Source organism: Rudaea sp. 3F27F6 (genome assembly GCF_005503555.1).
Lineage (GTDB): Bacteria > Pseudomonadota > Gammaproteobacteria > Xanthomonadales > Rhodanobacteraceae > Rudaea.
Genome location: NZ_SCNG01000001.1, coordinates 1817337 through 1838098, shown reverse-complemented (window position 1 = coordinate 1838098; position 20762 = coordinate 1817337). Strand labels below are relative to the sequence as shown.

16 protein-coding genes are annotated in these 20762 nt (G+C 63.7%); 13 read left to right on the top strand and 3 right to left on the bottom strand.

The genetic code is table 11. From position 1 onward, the window contains the following. Positions 1-42 precede the first annotated feature (42 nt). On the top strand, positions 43-714 hold the full coding sequence (locus tag FFS30_RS07805; protein WP_171014471.1) for a glycosyltransferase: 672 nt from the start codon (positions 43-45) through the stop codon (positions 712-714). 31 nt (positions 715-745) lie between these two features. Here the strand turns inward: FFS30_RS07805 and FFS30_RS07800 are convergent, their stop codons facing one another. Next, positions 746-1330 carry an ACP phosphodiesterase gene (locus FFS30_RS07800; RefSeq protein ID WP_137912484.1) on the bottom strand — a complete coding sequence of 195 codons (585 nt, stop codon included), beginning with the start codon at positions 1328-1330 and terminating at the stop codon, positions 746-748. A gap of 39 nt (positions 1331-1369) precedes the next feature. Here FFS30_RS07800 and FFS30_RS07795 point away from each other — a divergent pair, with 39 nt between their 5' ends. From FFS30_RS07795 to FFS30_RS07750, 10 genes are all read left to right on the top strand, one after another. Continuing rightward, a complete protein-coding gene (locus FFS30_RS07795; RefSeq protein WP_137912483.1) occupies positions 1370-2062 on the top strand; it encodes a CocE/NonD family hydrolase in 693 nt (230 codons plus the stop codon). Continuing rightward, on the top strand, positions 2059-3174 hold the full coding sequence (zapE, locus tag FFS30_RS07790) for a cell division protein ZapE (RefSeq protein ID WP_137912482.1): 1116 nt from the start codon (positions 2059-2061) through the stop codon (positions 3172-3174). The genes FFS30_RS07795 and zapE overlap by 4 nt, the downstream gene beginning before the upstream one ends. Before the next feature lie 170 nt (positions 3175-3344). Continuing rightward, the gene (locus FFS30_RS07785) at positions 3345-4532 is read left to right on the top strand and encodes an efflux RND transporter periplasmic adaptor subunit (protein ID WP_137912481.1); all 1188 of its coding nucleotides are present in this window, start codon (positions 3345-3347) and stop codon (positions 4530-4532) included. Between the two features lie 116 nt (positions 4533-4648). Next, positions 4649-7843 (top strand): efflux RND transporter permease subunit, encoded by a 3195-nt coding sequence (locus FFS30_RS07780; protein WP_137912480.1) that lies wholly within the window; start codon positions 4649-4651, stop codon positions 7841-7843. 123 nt (positions 7844-7966) lie between these two features. After that, complete coding sequence (locus tag FFS30_RS07775) at positions 7967-8257, top strand: helix-turn-helix domain-containing protein (RefSeq protein WP_137912479.1); 291 nt, start codon at positions 7967-7969, stop codon at positions 8255-8257. 126 nt (positions 8258-8383) lie between these two features. After that, positions 8384-9133, top strand: a complete 750-nt coding sequence (locus FFS30_RS07770; RefSeq protein ID WP_137912478.1) for a glucose 1-dehydrogenase — start codon at positions 8384-8386, stop codon at positions 9131-9133. 57 nt (positions 9134-9190) lie between these two features. Continuing rightward, positions 9191-10582 (top strand): siroheme synthase CysG, encoded by a 1392-nt coding sequence (cysG, locus tag FFS30_RS07765; protein ID WP_137912477.1) that lies wholly within the window; start codon positions 9191-9193, stop codon positions 10580-10582. Between the two features lie 137 nt (positions 10583-10719). Beyond that, positions 10720-12957, top strand: a complete 2238-nt coding sequence (locus FFS30_RS07760) for an NADP-dependent isocitrate dehydrogenase (protein WP_137912476.1) — start codon at positions 10720-10722, stop codon at positions 12955-12957. 245 nt (positions 12958-13202) lie between these two features. Next, positions 13203-14570 carry an isocitrate dehydrogenase (NADP(+)) gene (gene icd / locus FFS30_RS07755; protein ID WP_137912475.1) on the top strand — a complete coding sequence of 456 codons (1368 nt, stop codon included), beginning with the start codon at positions 13203-13205 and terminating at the stop codon, positions 14568-14570. A 53-nt stretch (positions 14571-14623) separates the two neighbouring features. After that, complete coding sequence (locus tag FFS30_RS07750; protein WP_137912474.1) at positions 14624-14980, top strand: hypothetical protein; 357 nt, start codon at positions 14624-14626, stop codon at positions 14978-14980. Positions 14981-15140: 160 nt separating this feature from the next. Here FFS30_RS07750 and FFS30_RS07745 read toward each other — a convergent pair whose 3' ends face one another. After that, the gene (locus FFS30_RS07745) at positions 15141-15338 is read right to left on the bottom strand and encodes a hypothetical protein (RefSeq protein ID WP_137912473.1); all 198 of its coding nucleotides are present in this window, start codon (positions 15336-15338) and stop codon (positions 15141-15143) included. Positions 15339-15482: 144 nt separating this feature from the next. Between FFS30_RS07745 and FFS30_RS07740 the strand changes: the two genes are divergently transcribed. Further along, positions 15483-16382, top strand: a complete 900-nt coding sequence (locus FFS30_RS07740; protein ID WP_137912472.1) for a LysR substrate-binding domain-containing protein — start codon at positions 15483-15485, stop codon at positions 16380-16382. Positions 16383-16827: 445 nt separating this feature from the next. On the opposite strand, the gene polA is transcribed toward FFS30_RS07740, so the two are convergent. After that, the gene (gene polA, locus FFS30_RS07735; protein ID WP_137912471.1) at positions 16828-19617 is read right to left on the bottom strand and encodes a DNA polymerase I; all 2790 of its coding nucleotides are present in this window, start codon (positions 19615-19617) and stop codon (positions 16828-16830) included. A gap of 146 nt (positions 19618-19763) precedes the next feature. Here polA and FFS30_RS07730 point away from each other — a divergent pair, with 146 nt between their 5' ends. Further along, a complete protein-coding gene (locus tag FFS30_RS07730; RefSeq protein ID WP_137912470.1) occupies positions 19764-20309 on the top strand; it encodes a hypothetical protein in 546 nt (181 codons plus the stop codon). Positions 20310-20762 lie beyond the last annotated feature (453 nt).

The window sequence follows — 20762 nt, the reverse complement described above, 5'->3', positions numbered from 1 at the left end:
GCAAGACTCCAGGCGCGACATCGGCGCCGAGGTCTTGCGGCGATGAGCTTTCTCTCCCGACTCTTCGCTCGGCGCGGCGCCCGCCCGCTGTCGATCACCTACGGCATCACCGTCTGCACCGAAGCGCAGGAGCTGACCGCCCTGCTCGATGCGCTGCTGCCCGCGATCGACGCCGAGGACGAAGTCGTCGTCCTGCGCGACGTCACCCGCCCGGCCGAAGCGGTCAGCCGGGTTCTGGCCGACCGTGCCGATCGCGTGCGCGTCGTCGAAGCGCGGCTCGACGGCGACTTCGCCACGTTCAAGAATCGATTGTTCGCCGCGGCGAAAGGCGACTGGCTGTTCCAGATCGACGCCGACGAGGTACCGACGCCGTCGCTGCTCGCCAAGCTCAAGCCGGCCCTGCGTCGCAGTTTCTTTGTGGACTGCCTGCGCGTGCCGCGCATCAACGTCGTGCGCGGCGCGACGCCGGAGCAGATTGCGCAATGGGGTTGGACGATCGACGCCAACGGCTATGTGAACTATCCGGATCATCAGCCGCGCATCGCGCGCAACAACGGGCGCATCCGCTGGCAGAACAAGGTGCATGAGAAATTCACCGGCTACCGCGCGCGGAAAAAACTGCCGTGGCGCGATTTCAGCTACTGCCTGCTCCACGTCAAGACCGTGCAGCGGCAGGAAGAGCAGAACTGCCTCTACGACACGATCGACGGATAGCCTCGATCCGGCGCGGATGGCCGGCCTTGAATCAGGCGTCGCTTCTTTGTTCCTGCGCGTAGCGGATCAGATCGGGGAAGAATTCCGCGAAACCGAGGTCGAGCGCCTCGGCGTTTTGCCAAAGCACCGCGCCGCCCTCGGCGAGCGGATTGGCGCGGCTCAGCCGCCGGCTCATTCCGGCCAGCACATGCTCGATCATGTCGCGTCGCGCGTAGGCGCCGAACAGGCCGTTGGCGTGCATATAGGCGGCGAAGCGCAGCAGGTCCGCAGGCAGCCAGTCGCGGTTTTCTTCGACCAACCGCAGCGCGCGCGCGGACACGGCGTCGACCTCCTCGCCCGCGTAATCGGACCAGCGGCGCGCGAGTGCATGATCGAAATAAATGTCGAGCAGAATGCCCGCGTAGCGGCGGAACGGCGGTTCAAAGCGCTCGCGCATTCCGGCGACGATCGGATGGCTATCCGTATAGACGTCTATTTTCCGATGCAGTGCGACACCTTTGCGCACGCCCTCGCGCCATCCGGGATCGGGCGCGCCGCGCCAGAAATCCGCGAGCAGGCCGCCGAGTTGCAGGTCGGGGTCGGGGCCGGCGAGAAAAACGTGGGCGAGGTGGTTCATGCGGAGACCATGTAGGCTTCGAGTATCATTCGCAACCCCATGAATACCGTTCAGACCCCGGCTCCGGGCCGGTTCCCCGAAGCCGCCGCCAAGTTCGCCCTGCCCGGCCCCGCCGGCATGCTCGAAGTTGCGACCGACGTGGCGCAGGCCGATATCGCGCGCGCGGCGATTGCTGTCATCTGCCATCCGCACCCGCTGCAGGGCGGCACGATGACGAACAAGGTCGTGACCATGCTGGAACGCGCCCTGCGCGAACTCGGCCTGGCGACCGTGCGCTTCAATTTCCGCGGCGTCGGCGCATCGGAAGGCACCTTCGACAATGGCGCCGGTGAAACCGAGGACGCGCTTGCGGTCGCGCGCTGGGTGCAGGCAGTGCGGCCTCGGGATCAACTCTGGATGGCTGGTTTCTCGTTCGGCAGCTACGTCGCGACGCGCGTCGCCGGCCTGATGCCGGTGCGCCAGCTGATCACCGTCGCGCCCGCGGTCACGCGGCTCGATTTCAGCGTAGTGCCCGTGCCGACCTGCCCGTGGCTGGTGATCCAGGGCGAAGCCGACGAAGTGGTCGATCCGCACGCGGTCTACAATTTCGTCGCCGCGACCCGGCCCGCACCGACCCTGGTGCGCCTGCCCGACACCGGACACTTCTTCCACGGCAAGCTGATCGAACTGCGCAGCATCGTGCAGGACCGGGTGCGCGCCAATCTGCCGCCGCTCGCGGACAGCAGCGCATGAACCGGCTCGTCGCCGTCGAAGCCGGCACGCCGAGCGCGCTCTACGCGCAGGGCGTCGCCGACAAGCGCTGGGAGGACGATCCGGCGCAGCGCGCCGTGCTCGCCCATCTCGACCGCATCCAGGCCGACCTGCTCGCCGCGGAAAAGACCAAGTGGTGGCAGCGTCTGCGCACCACGCCGCCGGTACGCGGACTGTATCTGTACGGCTCGGTCGGACGCGGCAAGACCTTCCTCGTCGATCTGTTCTTCGAGTCGCTGCCGATCGAAGCCAAGCTGCGCCGGCATTTCCACCGCTTCATGCAGGAAGTGCACGCGGAATTGAACCGGCTCAAGGGACACGAAGACCCGCTCGTCGCCGTCGCCGCGCATTTCGCCGCCGAAGCGCGCGTGTTCTGCCTCGACGAGTTCTTCGTCACCGATATCGGCGACGCGATGATCCTCGGCGGCCTGCTCAAGCATCTGTTCGCCCGCGGCGTCACCCTGGTCACGACCTCGAACATCGTGCCGAAGGACCTGTACAAGGACGGACTGCAGCGCGAGCGCTTCCTGCCTGCGATCGAGCTGCTCGAAAACAATTGCGAAATCGTCAGCCTCGACGCCGTGCAGGACTATCGCCTGCGCACGCTCGCCCAGGCCGGCGTCTACTTCACCCCGCTCGGCGAGGCTGCGGAAAAGCGCCTGTCCGCCGTATTCGCAGACGTTTCCCGAATCGCCAATCCCGAATCCCGAATCCCGGCATCGATCGAGATCAACGGCCGCGAAATCCCGATCGTGCGCCAGAGCGACGGCGCGATCTGGTTCGAGTTCGCCGCGCTGTGTGAAGGTCCGCGCGCGGTCGCCGACTACATCGAGATCGGCAAGAGCTTCCACACCGTACTCGTGTCCGGGGTGCCGCAGTTCGTCGATTTTTCCGCGAGCGAAGACGCGGCGCGACGCTTCGTCAACCTCGTCGACGAGTTCTACGACCGCGGCGTCAATCTCGTGCTGTCCGCGGCCGTGCCGATCCCCGAGCTGTACCGCGGCAAGCGCCTCAAGTTCGAATTTGCGCGTACCGAAAGCCGCCTGATCGAGATGCAGAGCCGCGAATATCTCGCCGGCGGACACCGTCACTGACGCCCGCGGAGGGCGGCTGATCGTGTGGCAGCTGGCGCAGAATGTCGCGCCGCAACATTTCTTTACATACTGATCAGTACAATAATCCACCTGGCCGGACTTGCCTTTGCGCCGAATTTGCGCGAGCTTCTTGGCCGGCCCTTTGCTGTTCCACCCGCTATGAGGCTCCCATGCCCCTGATCTCCGTGCGTCCCGTACTTCTCGCGGCAGTCATCGCACTCGCCGCCGGCTGCGCCAAATCCCAGCAGCAACAGCAGACCCCGCCGCCGCCCGAAGTCGGCGTGGTCCAAGCCAAATCGGAAAGCGTGCCGCTGACCCAGGACTTGGTCGGGCGCCTGTCCGCTACGCGCAGCGCGGATGTGCGCGCACGCGTCGCCGGCGTGCTGCTTAAGCGCGTCTACACCGAAGGCAGCGATGTAAAGGAAGGTCAAACGCTGTTCCAGATCGACCCGGCGCCCTACCGCGCCGCGTTGAACGTGCAGATCGCCAACCTCGCCTCGGCTAATGCGACCTACGAAAACAATCGCGTCGCCGCAGACCGTGCGCGCTCCGTCGGCGCCAAAGGTCTGTTGTCGAAGAGCGACGTCGACAACGCGGTCGCCGCCGAGCGTACGTCCGCCGCGGCGGTGCAGCAGGCCAAGGCCAGCCTCGACACGGCGAAGATCAATCTCGGCTACACCGACGTGGTGGCGCCGATTTCGGGCCGCTCCGGCCAGCAACAGGTGACCGAAGGCGCTCTGGTGGGTCAAGGCGATGCCACGCTGCTGACCACGGTCGAACAGGTCGATCCGATCTACGTCAATTTCAGCCAGGCGGTCGGCCAGATCGACACGCTGCGCCAGGCCGCGGCCAAAGGCAGCGTCACCCTCGCCGATCAGGGCAAAGCCAAGGTCGAGCTGCTTGATCAGGGCGGCAATCCGAATGGCGTCGCCGGCGTTCTCGATTTTTCCGACACCGCCGTCGATCCGTCGACCGGCGCGGTGACCTTGCGCGCTTCGGTGGCGAACGCCGAACACCGGCTGCTGCCGGGCCAGTACGTCAACGTGCGCCTGACCCTCGGCGATCTCGCGCATGCCTGGCGCGTTTCGCAGGCAGCGGTGCAGCGCGACGCGCAGGGTCCGTTCGTGTTCGTGGTCGGCGGCGACGGCAAGGTCGTGCAGAAGCGCGTTTCCACCGACACGCTCAAGAGCGGGGAGTGGATCGTTACCGACGGCCTCGCCGACGGCGACCAGATCGTGGTCTCCGGCGTGATGAAGGTGAAGCCCGGCGCGCCGGCGAAGGCGGTTCCGTTCCAGCCGCCGGCGGCAGCGGGCGCACCCGCGCAGGCCGCGGCCGCTGCACCGGCGGACAAGCACTGACCCAAGCGCTGCTCGTCGTGACGGATCGAACAGCGTGATCTTGAAGCACGAAAAGCGGACCGACTCCGGCGCGTGCCGGAACGACAAGCACAGCCTGAGGCTCGTAGGAATTTCCCATGCCTAGATTTTTTATCGACCGCCCCATCTTCGCCTGGGTGATCGCGATCCTGATCACGATGGGCGGCGTGATCGCCATCCTCAATCTGAGCATCGCGTCCTACCCGGCAATCGCGCCGACCCAGGTCGCGGTCAGCGCAACGTATCAGGGCGCAGATGCCGACACGGTGCAGAAGACCGTCACCCAGGTCATCGAGCAGCAGCTGACCAGCATCGACAATCTGATGTACTTCAGCTCGACCTCGAGCGCGAACGGCAACGCGACGATCACGCTGACCTTCCAGCCCGGCACCGATCCCGACATCGCCCAGGTGCAGACGCAGAACCGCGTCTCGCTGGCGACGCCGCGCCTGCCGTCCGAAGTGACCGCGCAGGGCATCACGGTGTTGAAGACCAACCCCGACTTCTTGATGTTCTTCTCGCTCGTCTCGGAAGACGGGCGCTACGACTCGGCCGCGCTGAACAACTTCATGTCGCAGAGCGTCGCCGACCAGATCGCGCGTATTCCGGGCGTCGGCAGCACGCGCCAGATCGGTTCCGAATACGCGATGCGCATCTGGCTCGACGCCGACAAGCTGCACGGCTACAGCATGTCGCCGGTCGACGCGCTCAACGCGGTGCGCGCGCAGAACGTGCAGATCGCGGCGGGTTCGATCGGTTCGGAACCGGCGCCGGCCGGCGACGCGTTCACCGCGCCGGTCATCGCCGAAGGCCGCTTCACCAGCCCTGACGAATTCCGCAACATCATTCTGCGTACCAACAACGACGGCACCTCGGTGCGCCTGCGCGACGTCGCCCGCGTCGAACTCGGCCCGTTCAGCTACGGCCTGCGTTCGACCTTCGACGGCAAGGGCGTGGCCGGCCTCGGCGTGCAGTTGTCGGGCGACGCGAACGCGCTGACCGTGCGCGACGAGGTGATCGCCAAGCTCGAACAGCTCAAGCCGACCTTCCCGCCGGGCGTCGTCTACGTGCTGCCTTACGACACCACGGACTTCATCAAGATCTCGATCAAGGAAGTCGTGCAGACCCTGTTCGAGGCGATCGTCCTCGTCTTCATCGTCATGCTGATGTTCCTGCAGAACTTCCGCGCGACGATCATCGCCACCCTGGTTATTCCGGTCGCGCTGATGGGCGGCTTCCTGTCGATGTGGGCGGTCGGCTTTTCGATCAACCAGCTCACTTTGTTCGGCATGGTGCTCGCGATCGGTATCGTCGTCGACGACGCCATCGTCGTGATCGAGAACGTCGAACGCATCATGACCGAGGAAGGCCTGTCGCCGAAGGAAGCCACGCGCAAGGCGATGGACCAGATTTCCGGCGCGGTCGTCGCGATCGCCCTGGTGCTGATGGCGGTGTTCATTCCGAGTGCGCTACAGTCGGGTTCGGTCGGCGTGATCTACAAGCAGTTCGCTCTGACCATCGCGCTGTCGACGGCGTTCTCGGCCTTCCTCGCGCTCGCGTTCACGCCCGCGCTGTGCGCGACGATCATCAAACCCGTGCACGAACACGGCAAGAAGAACATCGCGTTCCGCGCCTTCGACCGCGTGTTCGAGTGGGTGCGCCACACTTATGTCGGCCACATCACCGGCGCGATCCGCCACATGCCGTCGTGGATGGCGGTGTTCCTCGTCGTCGCGCTGATCTGCGGCTGGCTGTTCAAAGTCCTGCCGACAAGCTTCGTGCCCGACGAAGACCAGGGCTATGCGCTGGTCATCGCGACGCTGCCGTCGGGCACCGGCATCCAGCGCACCAATACGGTCATGGATCAGGTTTCGGACATGCTGCGCAAGGACCCGGAAGTCGACCACGTCTTCGCGATCAGCGGCTTCAGCTTCGTCGGCAACGGCGAAAACGTCGGCATGGCCTTCGTCAAGCTCAAGGACTGGGACAGCCGTCAGCACACGGCGATGGAACTGATCCGAAAATTCCAGGGCCAGCTGTTCGGCGGCGTCAAGGACGCCATGGTGTTCGTCGTCAACCTGCCGACGATCCGCGGCCTGTCTCAGTTCGGCGGCTTCGATCTCTATCTGCAGGACCGCTCAGGCCAGGGTCACGACGCGCTGATCGCCGCGCAAAATACTTTGCTCGGCAAAGCCGCAGAGAAGAAGGATCTGCTCGCCAACGTACGTCCGAACGTGCTGCCGAACGCGCCGCAGCTGCTGATGACGGTCGACCGCGTGCAGGCGCAGTCGATGGGGGTGTCGCTGTCGGATGTCTATACGGCCATCCAGCTGATGCTCGCTCCGGTTTACGCCAACGACTTTTTCTACGGCGGCCGCGTGCTGCGCGTCAACATGCAGGCCGATGCGCAGTATCGCGCCTCGACCGAGGGCCTGACGCGTTTCTATCTGCCGAGCGCGACGCAAAGCTCGACCGTGCCGACCAGCGGCGGCGGCACGGCCAAGGTGCCGGCGATGATTCCGCTGTCGAACGTGGTGCAGACGAAGTGGAGCTTCGGACCGCCCGCGCTGACCCGCTACAACGGCTTCGAAGCGATCGAAATCGTCGGTGCCGAAGCGCCCGGCAGCAGTTCGGGTGCGGCGATGGACGCGATAACCAACATCATCAACAAGGAATTGCCGGCCGGTTTTGGCTTCGACTGGACCGGCCAGTCGCTGCAGGAAATCATCTCGGGCAATCAGGCGCCGATGTTGTATGCGCTGTCGATCCTGGTCGTGTTCCTCTGCCTCGCCGCGCTGTACGAGAGCTGGTCGATTCCGTTCGCCGTGCTGTTGGTCGTTCCGCTCGGCATCACCGGCGCCCTTCTCGCAACCTGGGGACGCGGTCTGACCAACGACGTCTACTTCAAGATCGGAATCTTGACCATCATCGGTCTGGCGGCGAAGAACGCGATCCTGATCGTCGAATTCTGCGTCGACGAACAGCGTCGCGGGCGTCCACTCGGCGCGGCCGTGATCGATGCGGCCCGTTTGCGTCTGCGCCCGATCCTGATGACCTCGTTCGCGTTCATCCTCGGCGTGTTCCCGCTCGCGATTTCGACCGGCGCCGGCGCCAATTCGCGTCATGCGATCGGTACGGGCGTCATCGGCGGCATGTTGTTCGCGACCTTCCTCGGCCTGCTGTTCATCCCGGTCTTCTACGTGTTCGTGCGCCGCCTGCTCGGCGACAAGCTCGAATCGAATGAGGAAACCCAGGCGGCGCTCGCGGAGGCGGAGCAGCACGGCGCGCATTGAGTCGATACGCGTTGATGTCGATGCAACGGCCCGGGTTTCCGGGCCGTTGCGTTTCGGCAAGTGGAAAGTCCGTTCGCACGGGATGGCTTGCATCGATGCCAATGTGCACCCATTCTTGAGCACATGCCCCAGGCCAAGACCGCACTCGACGATCGCCAGTTCGCCCGCATCGCGCGCGCGCTGGCCGAACCGCGACGCGTCGAGATACTGCAGCAGATCGGCAATTGCGATCAGGCGACGCCGTGCAGCGCCTTGCAGGGCGCGCACAAAGTCAGTGCGGCGACGATCTCGCATCACCTCAAGGAACTGGAAACCGCCGGCCTGATCGATCTCGTGCGCGAAGGCAAGTTCGTGCATCTGGTCCTGCGCCGCGACGTGCTCGCCGCCTACCTGGCCCGGCTCGCGGCGATCTGATTCGCCGCTCTGCGGCGCACTTTGAATTTTCTTCGTTGCCGGCCTTGAAAGGGCTCGTCCTGCACCCCTTATGAGTTAGACAGTTAGATAATCATCTAATTGACATTCTTCCAACGGGATAAGCATATGAGCAAGTTACAGAGCAAAGTGGCGGTGGTGACAGGCGCTTCGAAAGGCATCGGTGCGGGCATCGCGAAGGCGCTGGCCGCGGCCGGCGCGGCGGTCGTGGTCAATTACGCGGCGAGCCGCGAAGGCGCCGATCGCGTCGTCGCGGAGATCACCGCGGCCGGCGGCAAGGCTATCGCCGTGCAGGGCGACGTGGCCAAGTCCGCGGATGTCGAGCGTCTGTTCGCGGAGACGAAGAAGACCTACGGCCGTCTCGACATACTCGTCAACAACGCGGGCGTTTATCAGTTCGTGCCGCTCGAGGAAGTGACCGAGGAACTATTCCACCGCCAGTTCAACATCAATGTGCTCGGTCTGCTGCAGGCCACGCGCGAAGCGGTGAAGCACTTCGGCGCGGAAGGCGGTAACGTCGTCAACATCAGTTCGGTCGCCAGCCAGCTCGGCCTGCCGGGCTCGTCGATCTACGCGGCGACGAAAGGCGCGGTCGACACGATCACCCACGTGCTGTCGAAGGAACTGGCGCCGAAGAAGATCCGGGTCAATTCGATCAACCCGGGCGGCGTGGAAACCGAAGGCACCCATGCGGCCGGCATCATCGGCAGCGATTTCGAAAAGCAGATGATCGCGCAGACCCCGCTCGGCCGCCTCGGCCAGCCGGAAGACATCGCCTCGATCGCGGTTTTCCTCGCTTCCAATGATTCGGCGTGGCTGACCGGCGAGAAGCTGATCGCCTCGGGCGGCACGCGCTGACTTCTAGCGTACGCGGTCCATGTCAAAATCGGCGTTCGAATAACGCTTCGAACGCCGATGAATCTGTTTCCGATTTTTGCCGATCTCGCCGGCCGCCGCGTACGGATCGTCGGCGGCGGCGCCGTGGCCGAACGCAAGGCGGCGCTGCTTCTGGCCGCGGGCGCGCAGGTCGAAATCGTCGCGCCCGCACTGAGCGAGAATCTCACGCAGTCAGCTAGCGAAGGCCGGCTGGCGCATCGAGCGCAGGCGTTCGATGAAACCTGCCTCGACGGCGCCTGGCTCGTGATCGCTGCGACCGACGACGCGGCGGTCAATACGGCCGTGGCTGCAGCGGCCACGGCACGGCGCCTGTTCGTCAATGTCGTCGACGATGCACAGCTGTCGAGTTTCCACGTGCCGGCGATCGTCGACCGTGCACCGCTGACGATCGCGATTTCCTCGGGCGGCGTCGCGCCGATGCTTGCGCGGCTGGCGCGCGAACGCATCGAAACCCTGTTCGATCAAAGCTGGGGCGCGCTGGCCGCCCTGCTCGCGCAGGCGCGCGAGCGTATTCGTGTACGCTACGCGCGCGTTGAACCACGCCGGCGTTTCTACGAGACCGTGCTGCGCGGCCCGATCGCGCAACTCGTGCGCGCGCGCCGCGTTGATGAGGCCCGCGTGGCGCTCGACGCGGAGCTGGAACGCGCCGAAGTGCCCGACGGAGCACCAGGCTCGGTGGCGCTCGTCGGCGCCGGTCCCGGCGATCCGGGCCTGCTGACCTTGCATGCTCTGCGCGCGCTCAACGAAGCTGACGTGATCCTCTACGATCGCCTCGTCAGCGCCGAAATCCTCGATCTGGCACGCCGCGACGCCGAGCGCATCGACGTCGGCAAGATCGTCGGCAAGCATCACACGCCGCAGGCGGCGATCAATGCTCTGCTCGTCGAGCATGCGCGCATGGGCAGGCATGTCGTGCGCATCAAGGGCGGCGATCCTTTCATCTTCGGTCGCGGCGGCGAAGAGATCGAGTACCTGCGCGCGCACGGCATTGAGTATTCCATCGTTCCGGGCATCACCGCGGCGATCGCCTGCGCTGCCTATGCCGGCATTCCGCTGACCCATCGCGATCACGCGCAGAGCGTGCGCTTCGCCACCGCGCATCGCCGGCGCAGCGACAGCGAGGCCGGCGAACTCACCGCCGCCGGCGAGACGCTCGCGATCTACATGGGCGTGGCCGAAGCGGCGACGCTGCGCGACAGCCTCTACGCCGACGGCTGGTCGCCGGCGACGCCGTTCGCGATCGTCGAGAACGGCACGCGGCCGCAGCAACGCGTGCTCGTCGGCCTGCTCGCCGAATTGGTCGAGTGCGCGCGCGCATTCGATGTGCACGCGCCGGCGCTGCTCATCGTCGGCGATGTGGCCGCACTGGCTGCATCCAACCACTGGTTCGGCGCCGCTCCGGTGCAATGATGCCGGCGTGGCCGTGCCGCAGACCGGCAGCAACTTGATACACTGGCGTCCGGCCGCTGGCGCCGGGGCACGTCTAGTGGGCAAGGTCCTTGCGTGCGTCGGTCCAGTCACCCGAAACCGCCCGCAAGAGAATCTCCATGACCGCCGCAGACCCCAAGATCATCTACACCCTCACTGACGAAGCGCCGCGTCTGGCCACGGCCTCGCTGTTGCCGATCGTCCAGGCCTTCGCGAAGCCGGCGGGCATCGAGGTGGCGACCAGCGACATTTCGGTGGCCAGCCGCATCCTCGGTCAGTTTCCTGAGGCGTTGAGCGAGGCGCAGCGCGTTCCCGACAATCTGGCCGAACTGGGCAAGCTCACGCTCAAGCCCGAGGCCAATATCATCAAGCTGCCCAACATCAGCGCCTCGGTGGCGCAGCTCAAGGCGGCGATCAAGGAACTGCAGGACAAGGGCTACAAGATTCCCGACTTCCCCGAAAGTCCGAAAAGCGACGAGGAGAAGGACATCCGCGCGCGCTACAACAAGTGCATCGGCAGCGCGGTGAACCCGGTGCTGCGCGAGGGCAACTCGGACCGCCGCGCACCGAAGGCGGTCAAGGAATACGCACGCAAGAATCCGCATCGCATGGACGAGTGGAGCCAGGCTTCGCGCTCGCACGTGTCGCATATGCACGGCGGCGACTTCTACCACGGCGAGAAGTCGATGACGCTGGACCGCGCGCGCGACGTGAAAATGGAACTGATCACCCAGAGCGGCAAGACCATCGTGCTCAAGCCCAAGGTCTCGCTGTTGGACCGCGAGGTGATCGACTCCATGTTCATGAGCAAGAAAGCGCTGCTGGACTTCTACGAAAGAGAGATTGAGGACGCGCGCAAAACCGGCGTGATGTTTTCGCTGCACGTCAAAGCGACGATGATGAAGGTGTCCCATCCGATCGTATTCGGCCACTGCGTGCGCATCTTCTACCGCGAGGCTTTCGAGAAGCACGGCAAGCTGTTCGACGAGCTCGGCATCAACGTCAATAACGGCATGATCGATCTGTACAACAAGATCGCCACCCTGCCGCAGAGTACGCAGGACGAGATCAAACGCGATCTGCACGCTTGCCATGAGCACCGTCCTGAACTGGCGATGGTGGACTCGGCCAAGGGCATCACCAATTTCCACTCGCCCAACGACGTCATCGTCGACGCCTCGATGCCCGCGATGATCCGCAGCGGCGGCAAGATGTACGGCGCCGACGGCCGCCTGAAGGACGTGAAGGCGGTGATGCCCGAATCGACCTTCGCGCGCATCTACCAGGAGATGATCAATTTCTGCAAATGGCACGGCGCCTTCGATCCGCGCACGATGGGCACGGTGCCGAACGTCGGCCTGATGGCGCAGCAGGCCGAGGAATACGGCTCGCACGACAAGACCTTCGAGATCCCCGAGGACGGCGTCGCCAACATCACCGACCTGGCCACGGGCGAGGTGCTGATGAGCCAGAACGTCGAGCAAGGCGACATCTGGCGCATGTGTCAGGTCAAGGACGCGGCGATCCGCGACTGGGTCAAGCTTGCCGTCACGCGCGCGCGCAACTCAGGCATGCCGGTGGTGTTCTGGCTGGATGCTTACCGTCCGCACGAGGCCCAGCTGATCACCAAGGTCAAGATGTACCTGCACGAGCACAACACCGCCGGGCTCGACATCCAGATCATGAGCCAGGTGCGTGCGATGCGTTACACGCTCGAGCGCGTGATCCGCGGACTGGACACGATCAGCGCGACCGGCAACATCCTGCGCGATTACCTGACCGACCTGTTCCCGATCATGGAACTGGGCACCTCGGCCAAGATGCTGTCGATCGTGCCGCTCATGGCCGGCGGCGGCATGTACGAAACCGGTGCCGGCGGTTCGGCACCCAAGCACGTGCAGCAGCTGGTCGAGGAGAACCACCTGCGCTGGGACTCTCTCGGCGAATTTCTGGCCCTGGCCGTGAGCTTCGAAGACCTGGGCATCAAGAACAACAACGCCAAGGCCAAGGTGCTGGCCCGGGCGCTCGACGCCGCCACCGGCAAGTTGCTCGATAATAACAAGGGCCCGAGCCCCAAGGCCGGCCAGCTCGACAATCGCGGCAGTCATTTCTACTTGGCGCTGTACTGGGCCCAGGCGCTGGCTGCGCAGACCGAGGACGGTGAACTCGCCGCCCGCTTCAAGCCGCTGGCCGATGCCCTCGCTGCCGGTGAAACGAAGATCGTGGACGAACTCGCGGTCGTACAAGGCAAACCGGTCGACATCGGCGGCTATTACCTGCCCGACGTGGGCAAGACCGACGCAGCGATGCGGCCCAGCGCGACGTTGAACGCGGCACTGGCAGCGTTCGCGAGCTGAAGGGGCAAGCGCGGCGGAGGCCGGCTGCCGCCCGCGCGAGACGCATCGATTTGCTCCTGCGCTTCGAACATCCCGATCGGCCCTGATTCTCAGCTGGTCATTCCCGCTTTCGCGGGAATGACCAGCTGAAGCGTGTCCCGGCTGACATTCGGAGGTAAGGTCCAGCAATAGGAGCGCAGCGGATTTACGTGCGTTCCTGATACGCTTGCACGCCCCTCTCGTACTCCCGAATAAGCGAGCAGCCCATGGCCGAACCGACCTACACCGCGCCCGCCGGCGGCGCGAAGATTTCGATCCAGAACGGCAGGCTCAACGTTCCCGACAATCCGATCGTCCCGTTCATCGAAGGCGATGGCACCGGCGCTGACATCTGGCGCGCCTCGGTGCGCGTGCTCGACGCGGCCGTGGCAAAGGCCTACGGCGGCAAGAAGAAAATCCATTGGCTCGAAGTGTTCGCCGGGGAAAAGTCGAACAACCAGTTCGGCACCTGGCTGCCGAATTCGACCGTCGATGCTTGCCGCGACTATCTCGTCTCGATCAAGGGCCCGCTGACCACGCCGGTCGGCGGGGGCATCCGCTCACTCAACGTCGCCCTGCGTCAGATGCTCGATCTTTACGTCTGCTTGCGTCCGGTGCGCTGGTTCAAGGGCGTGCCCTCGCCCGTGCGCACGCCGGAGAAGGTCGACATGGTGATCTTCCGCGAGAACACCGAGGACATCTATGCCGGCATCGAATACGCTGCGGGCAGCGAAGGCGCGCAGAAGATCCTCGACTTCATTGCACAGAACGATCCGAAGGCGTTCGACAAGATCCGCTTCGGCACCCAGGCCAAGGCCGAGGAATGGCAGAAGCAGCTCGAAGCGATCGGCGCGCCGCATCGCGAAGTCGGTGTCAACGTCGGCGTGGGCATCAAGCCGGTCAGCTATCTCGGCACCGAGCGCCTCGTGCATAGCGCGATCTCGTACGCGGTGCAGAACAAGCGCAAGTCGGTGACCCTGGTGCACAAGGGCAACATCATGAAGTTCACCGAAGGCGCCTTCCGCAACTGGGGCTATGAGGTCGCCGAGAAGTTCTTCCCGAACCAGACCTACACCTGGGAGACTTGGGAAAAGACCAAGGCGGCAAAGGGCGAGGCTGAGGCGAACGCCGAGCAGAAGGCTGCGCTCGCCGCGGGCAAGGTGCTGATCAAGGACGCGATCGCCGACATCACGTTGCAGCAGGTGCTGACGCGCCCCGACGAGTTTGACGTGATCGCCACGCTCAACCTCAACGGCGATTATCTGTCCGACGCGCTTGCCGCGCAGGTCGGCGGCATCGGCATCGCGCCGGGCGGCAATATCAATTACCTCACCGGCCATGCTGTGTTCGAGGCGACGCACGGCACCGCGCCGAAGTACGCCGGCCTCGACAAGGTCAACCCGGGCTCGGTTATCCTCTCGGGCGAAATGATGCTGCGCTATATGGGTTGGACCGAGGCGGCCGACGCGATCATCGCCGCGATGGACAAGGCGATCGCGAACAAGAAGGTCACCTACGATTTCGCCCGTCTGATGGAGGGCGCGACCGAAGTGAAGTGCTCGGAGTTCGGCGACGAATTGATCAAGAACCTCTGAGTGTATGTCTTAGCCATTTGTGGCAGAACCTTAAATCCTAGAAGGGGGTGGTTATGAAATCGAAGTTGAAAGGTCTCGTATTTATCGCGGCAATCCTTGTGGCGCCGTCCACTTGGGCGACACAGTTTTTGGCGACGGGAACAGTAAGCTTCCTGCGAATCTTCGATGCCAGCTACGGGTACAACGTCGTCAACTGGATAGCCGTGTCGGGTTTCACATCCGCAGGAAGCTGCGCGACCGTAGGTGGTCGACTCCCTCTCATGATGAAGGACGATGTAAGGGGACAGCAAATGCTTCAGTTGGCACAGTCCGCGCGCATTGCGAATATCGCAGTGACAGTCAGCGTAGACGACACGTATAAAATCTCAAATGGATACTGCTTAATTCAGCACATCAGTATTGCTGACTGAGTGCATAGGCCGGAGAAGTGGCGTTCTCACGCAACTCGATGCGCAAAGCATCGGTGATTGATTGCGAATTACGAAAAAGCCGCTCGGGTTGAGCCGAGCGGCTTTGACGATTCCAAGCAGAATTCAACGAAGATAAATCCACCAACGCCGATAGGCGAAATCAGGCTTGGATGCTGCTGCACCGTGCGTCGGTACGGGGTTCCCTCCGGCCGATGCCCCGCGATTCGCTTCGGTACTGCTCGGACTGCGCGGTACGTGCTTCCTTGGCGATGCGGATGATTTCGGTGGGCGACAGGTGCTGGTCGGTAAACAGCATTCCAAGCGATGTCTCCTCGAATTTTTTGAGCCAGTTCAACATGACGTGCTCCCGATGAGTCTTGACGGGGACACAAGCTACGCTTGCTCCAAGTCGCGGAAAAGCGATACTTTTGCAAGTCAGAGTTGAACGGGATTCAAAGCTCTCTTCTCCTTGCCGCATGGGATGGGGAAGCGATGCCAGACCATGAGCAAGCCGCCGCTGCACACCCTGCAAGCCTTCGTCACCGTCGCGCGCGAGAAGAATCTGACGCGCGCGGCCGCGCAGATGAGCCTCACGGTCAGCGCGCTGAGTCATCAGATGCGTGCGCTCGAACAGCGCCTCGGACAGACGCTGCTTACGCGCGGCCCGCGCGGTGTCGGCCTGACTCCGCACGGCGAGCGCCTGTTCGACCAGATTGCCGCGCATATCGACGGCATCGAGCGCGTCTTCGTGCGCGGCCGTGCTCAAGCCGGGGACACGCTGACGATCAGCGCGCTGCCCTCTTTCTCGTCGAGCTGGTTGCTGCCGCGCCTGCCGGCTTTCATGGCGAAGCATCCCGGCCTCGAATTCAATTTGCAGACGACGGCGAACGTCGTCGATTTCGATCGCGAACCGGTCGATGTCGCGCTGCGCTACGGCGCTGGCGTCTGGCCCGGCTTGACCTCCGAGCATCTGCTCGACGAGCAGCTTGTCCCCGTGGCGAGCCCCGAGCTCGTGAAGCGGTTCGGCAAGCCGAAACCGGCCGATCTCGAAAGCTGGCCGCTGCTCGGCGAGTACGACGACGGCAATGCGCATTGGCGGCGTTGGTTCGCCGAATTCGGCGGCACGCTGCCGAAGCGCTACGCGGCGAGCTTCACCGACGTGGAACTGTTGCACAGAGCAGCGGCACAAGGGCTCGGTGTGGCGATGGGACGCCTGCTGCTCGCGAAGCCGCTGATCGACAATGGCGGTCTGGTGATGCTGACGCGTGCGCGTATGGCGGCGAAGTACGGCCACCATCTCGTCTATCCGTCGCGCTCGTCCCGACATCCGCCCTTGGTCGCGTTTCGCGAATGGCTGCACGGCGAAATCGCGCGCGCGCCGTCGAACAAGATTGCAAAGTAACGAGGTTGTTTTCGACAGCTTAGGCCTAGAACGGACGCCTTTTGATTTTCGTTATCGAAGACGATCGCACGCGTACGCGCATAAAAAAGCCCCGGAAGCTTAGGGGGGAGCTTCCGGGGCCGGGTCCGAAGGCGGATCTGGGGAGGGATCGGCCTTCGTGGGCTAGGTCCAGGGAGGTGGACCAGCCGAGGTGCCGTTGCGTGCACCGTGAAATTAGATGCGGTTGGGGGGAGTTAGTTCAAGGCGAGCCGAAAAATTGCACGGTTCGGTTTAGTTTTCATTCATTAGCTGAAAAATCAGATACTTACGTATACGCGCGAGCAGGTATCCAGCAAGGTGAAAGAAACTTCATCTTCGCGCTCGAAAAGATTCCGTTAAGCGTCTGGAAAAGCGGCGCTTTCATCCGCCGAGATTGCGATTTCGCGCCCGAATTCCTCGGCGCGAGTCAGTGCGCTTCGTCCCAGTTGTCGCCGATGCCGATATCGACGATGAGCGGCACCGAGAGTTCCGCCGCGTGCATCATGCGTTCGCGTACGCCTTCTGAAATTCGTTTCGTCGCATCCTCGCGCACCTCGAATACCAGTTCGTCGTGCACCTGCATGATCATGCGCGCTTCGCTCTTGAGCGATTGCAGCCATGTATCGACCGAGATCATCGCGCGCTTGATGATGTCGGCGGCGGTGCCCTGCATCGGCGCGTTGATCGCCGCGCGCTCGGCGCCTGCGCGCAGGCCCTGGTTGCGCGAATGAATTTCGATCAAGTACAAGCGGCGGCCGAACAGCGTTTCGACGTAACCGTCGCGATGCGCCTGCTCGCGCGTTGCGGTCATAAATGCCTGCACGCCGGGATAGCGCTCGAAATAGCGCTTCACGTATTCGTTCGCCTCGCCGCGTTCAATGCCGAGCTGACGCGCAAGCCCCCAAGGACTCATGCCGTACATGAGACCGAAGTTGATCGCCTTCGCCGCACGACGCTGGTTTGCGTCGACCTGTTCGGGCGGCACGCCGAACACTTCGGCGGCGGTCGCGCGGTGCACGTCCTGGTTGCCGTGGAACGCGGCAAGCAGACCGGCGTCGCCTGACAGGTGCGCCATGATGCGCAGTTCAATCTGCGAGTAGTCGGCCGCGAGAATCTTGAAACCGGCCGGCGCGACGAACGCCTGGCGGATACGCCGGCCTTCTTCGGTGCGGATCGGAATGTTCTGCAGGTTCGGATCGTTCGACGACAACCTGCCCGTAGCCGCGACCGCTTGGTGATAGCTCGTGTGCACGCGTCCGGTGCGCGGATTGACGTGCTCGGCGAGTTTTTCGGTGTAGGTCGAACGCAGCTTGGCCAAGGTGCGGTAGTCGAGGATCAAGCGCGGCAGCTCGTGCTGGTTCGCCAACGCTTCGAGCGCCTCCTCGTTCGTCGACGGCTGGCCGGTCGGCGTCTTGATCGACACCGGCAGTTTCAGTTCGTCGTAGAGCAGCGCCTGCAATTGCTTGGGCGAGTCGAGGCTGAAATGGCGGCCGGCGACTTCGTACGCGCGCTGCTGGAGCTCGAGAAGGCGTTTGCCGAGTTCGTTGCTCTGCTTCTTCAGCTTGCCCGTGTCGATCAGCACGCCGGTCTGCTCCATGCGCGCGAGCACGGGCACGAGCGGCATCTCGATCTCGTCGAATACCTTCTGCAGCTTCGGCTCGGTTTCGAGCTTGGCCCAGAGCGTCTCGTGCAGGCGCAGCGTGATGTCGGCGTCCTCGGCAGCGTAGTCGGCGGCGCGGCGCACGTCGACCTGCGAAAACGCAATCTGCTTGGCACCTTTGCCGGTTACGTCCTCGTAATGGATCGTGTCGACATCGAGATACTTCTTCGCCAGGGTGTCCATGTCGTGACGGCTGCCCGACGAGTTCCACACGTAGGATTCGAGCATCGAGTCGTAGCGCACGCCGCGCACCGCAATGCCGTAGTTCGACAGCACGTTCATGTCGTACTTCAAGTGCTGGCCGAGCTTGTACTTGTCGGCGTTCTCCAGCAGCGGCCGCAGCGCTTCTAGCACGGCACTGCGGTCGAGCTGCGCGGGTGCGCCCGCATAATCGTGGGTCAGCGGCACATAGGCGGCATGGCCCGGCTCGACCGAGAACGACACGCCGACGATTTCCGCGCGCATCGGATCGAGACCGGTGGTTTCGGTATCGATGCAGATCAGGTCGGCGGCTTCGAGCTTCCTCAACCAAGTGTCGAAGTCGGCCTGAGTGAGGACGAGATCGTAGACGCTCGGGTTGGGCGACGGTTGAGGGCTGCTTGTACCTTGCTGGCCATCGCCGCCAAGGCCGGTATCCGCTTCCTCTTTCGCCGTGCTTTTACCGTTTGCGGCATTTTGACTCGGCGCACTCGCCTGAGCCGACGGCTGCGACGCATCCAGTTCCTTCAGCGCAGCGTTGAACTCGTAGCGCGCATACAACTCAAGCAGCTTGTCGGTATCGGCATCGCGCAGCACGAGATCGGCCGGCTTCTGATCGAGCGCTACGTCGGTTTTGATGATCGTCAGGCTCTGCGACAGCGGCAGCTGCGGCAGCGCGCGGCGCAGGTTCTCGCCGATCTTGCCGCCGACTTTGTCGGCGTTGGCCACTACGCCATCGAGCGTATGGTACTCGGCCAGCCACTTGGCCGCTGTCTTCGGCCCGCATTTCTCCACGCCGGGTACGTTGTCGACCGTGTCGCCCATCAGTGCGAGATAGTCCGCGATCTGGTCGGGCCGCACGCCGAACTTGTCGAAAACGCCCTTCTCGTCGAGCGTCGTGTTGGTCATCGTGTTGACGAGCTTGATGTGCGCGTCGACGAGCTGAGCCATGTCCTTGTCGCCGGTCGAGACGGTGACGTCGATGCCTTCCGCGGCGGCTTGCTTCGCGAGCGTACCGATCACGTCGTCGGCCTCGACGCCATCGACGCGCAGGATCGGAATACCGATCGCGGCGACGAGATTCATCATCGGCTCGATCTGCGCGGCCAGATCTTCCGGCATCGGCGGACGCTGGGCCTTGTAGTCGGCATAGAGTTCGTCGCGGAACGTCGGTCCCGGCGCGTCGACGACGAAAGCGAGATAGTCGGGCTTGGCTTTGAGCGTCGTACGCAGCATATTGAACACGCCGAACAGCGCGCCGGTTGGTTCGCCCTTGCGGTTCGCCAGCGGTGGTAACGCGTGAAAGGCACGGAACAGATAGCCGGAGCCGTCGATCAGGGTGAAAGTCTTGGCTGACATGCGCGGCACGAAATTCCTTGGGGCGAAGAGCTTGGGCCAGACGCCCTGGATTTGCAATCGCGAAGCCTGTGTGAACACGCGTCGCTTCATGCCGTTTTCACTCGCGCTTTGCTATGCTCGCTATGAACTACTGACGGAGAAGAGTCATGCGCAAGATCGCTTCTGTCATGCTCGTCTGCGGACTGGTCGCAGCGCAGGTCCACGCTCAAGGTCAGAAGAAAACCGACGACGGTCTGCCGCCCGTGCAGCCGCCGCCGCCGATGGACGAACCCGCCGCTCCTGCCACGTCGGCGAAGCCTGCGGCGAGCAGTGCCAAAACCGTTCCGATCGCGAACTCCGATGCCGACGCGAAGGCTGACGCAGACGCCGCGCGTCGCCGCGCTGCGCAGCCGCTGAATACCGTACCGCCCGAACCGGAAAAGAAGTTCGACAGCCCCGGCCTGCCGCCTGAAGTACAGAAGGCCGCCGAGGCGACCGAGTTGCCTGTCGTGACCGTGCGCCAGGAAGGCAACGAGACGATCACCGAATACCGCAAGCGCGGCAAGATCTTCGCCCAGTACATCAAGTCGAAGGATGGCGGATCGGAGAAGTGGTACGTCGATCCTGCATATCAGGGGCCGATGCCGCCGGATCTGAATGCCGGTATGCATGGCAAGCCGGGGGCGGTGCAGTACAAGGTCTTCGGCTGGTAAAACCTGCGGGCGGTTGTTCTGCTCGTCATTCTCGCGGAAGTGGGGCTTTCAACAGTTGCAGGGCTGGTCATCCAGCTCTCGCCTTTGCTCGTCATTCCCGCGTGCTCTTGGCGGGAATCCAGCGACTTTGCTTCTTCCGCATTGTCATTCCGGCGGAAGCCAGAATCCAGCTCTTGCTCTCCTCTAGCTCTGCTCTGTTTTGGTTTGTTTAAGAGCAGAGCTTCCACTCGTCCTACGGACGAGCGGGTTACTTTTCTTCAGCAGCGAAGAAAAGTAACCAAAAGACGCCGCCCCAGAACATTGCGCCCTATGGGCATCCTGCCCATAGGGTCCGCGTCAGCGGTCGGGTTCCGCTAATTGCACATCCGTGTGCAATAGCGGAATGCGCGCGATCCTCGCGCGCCCCCTGCGGGCCTGATCGACCGCTGCCGCCGCAATGTAATGGGGACCCGG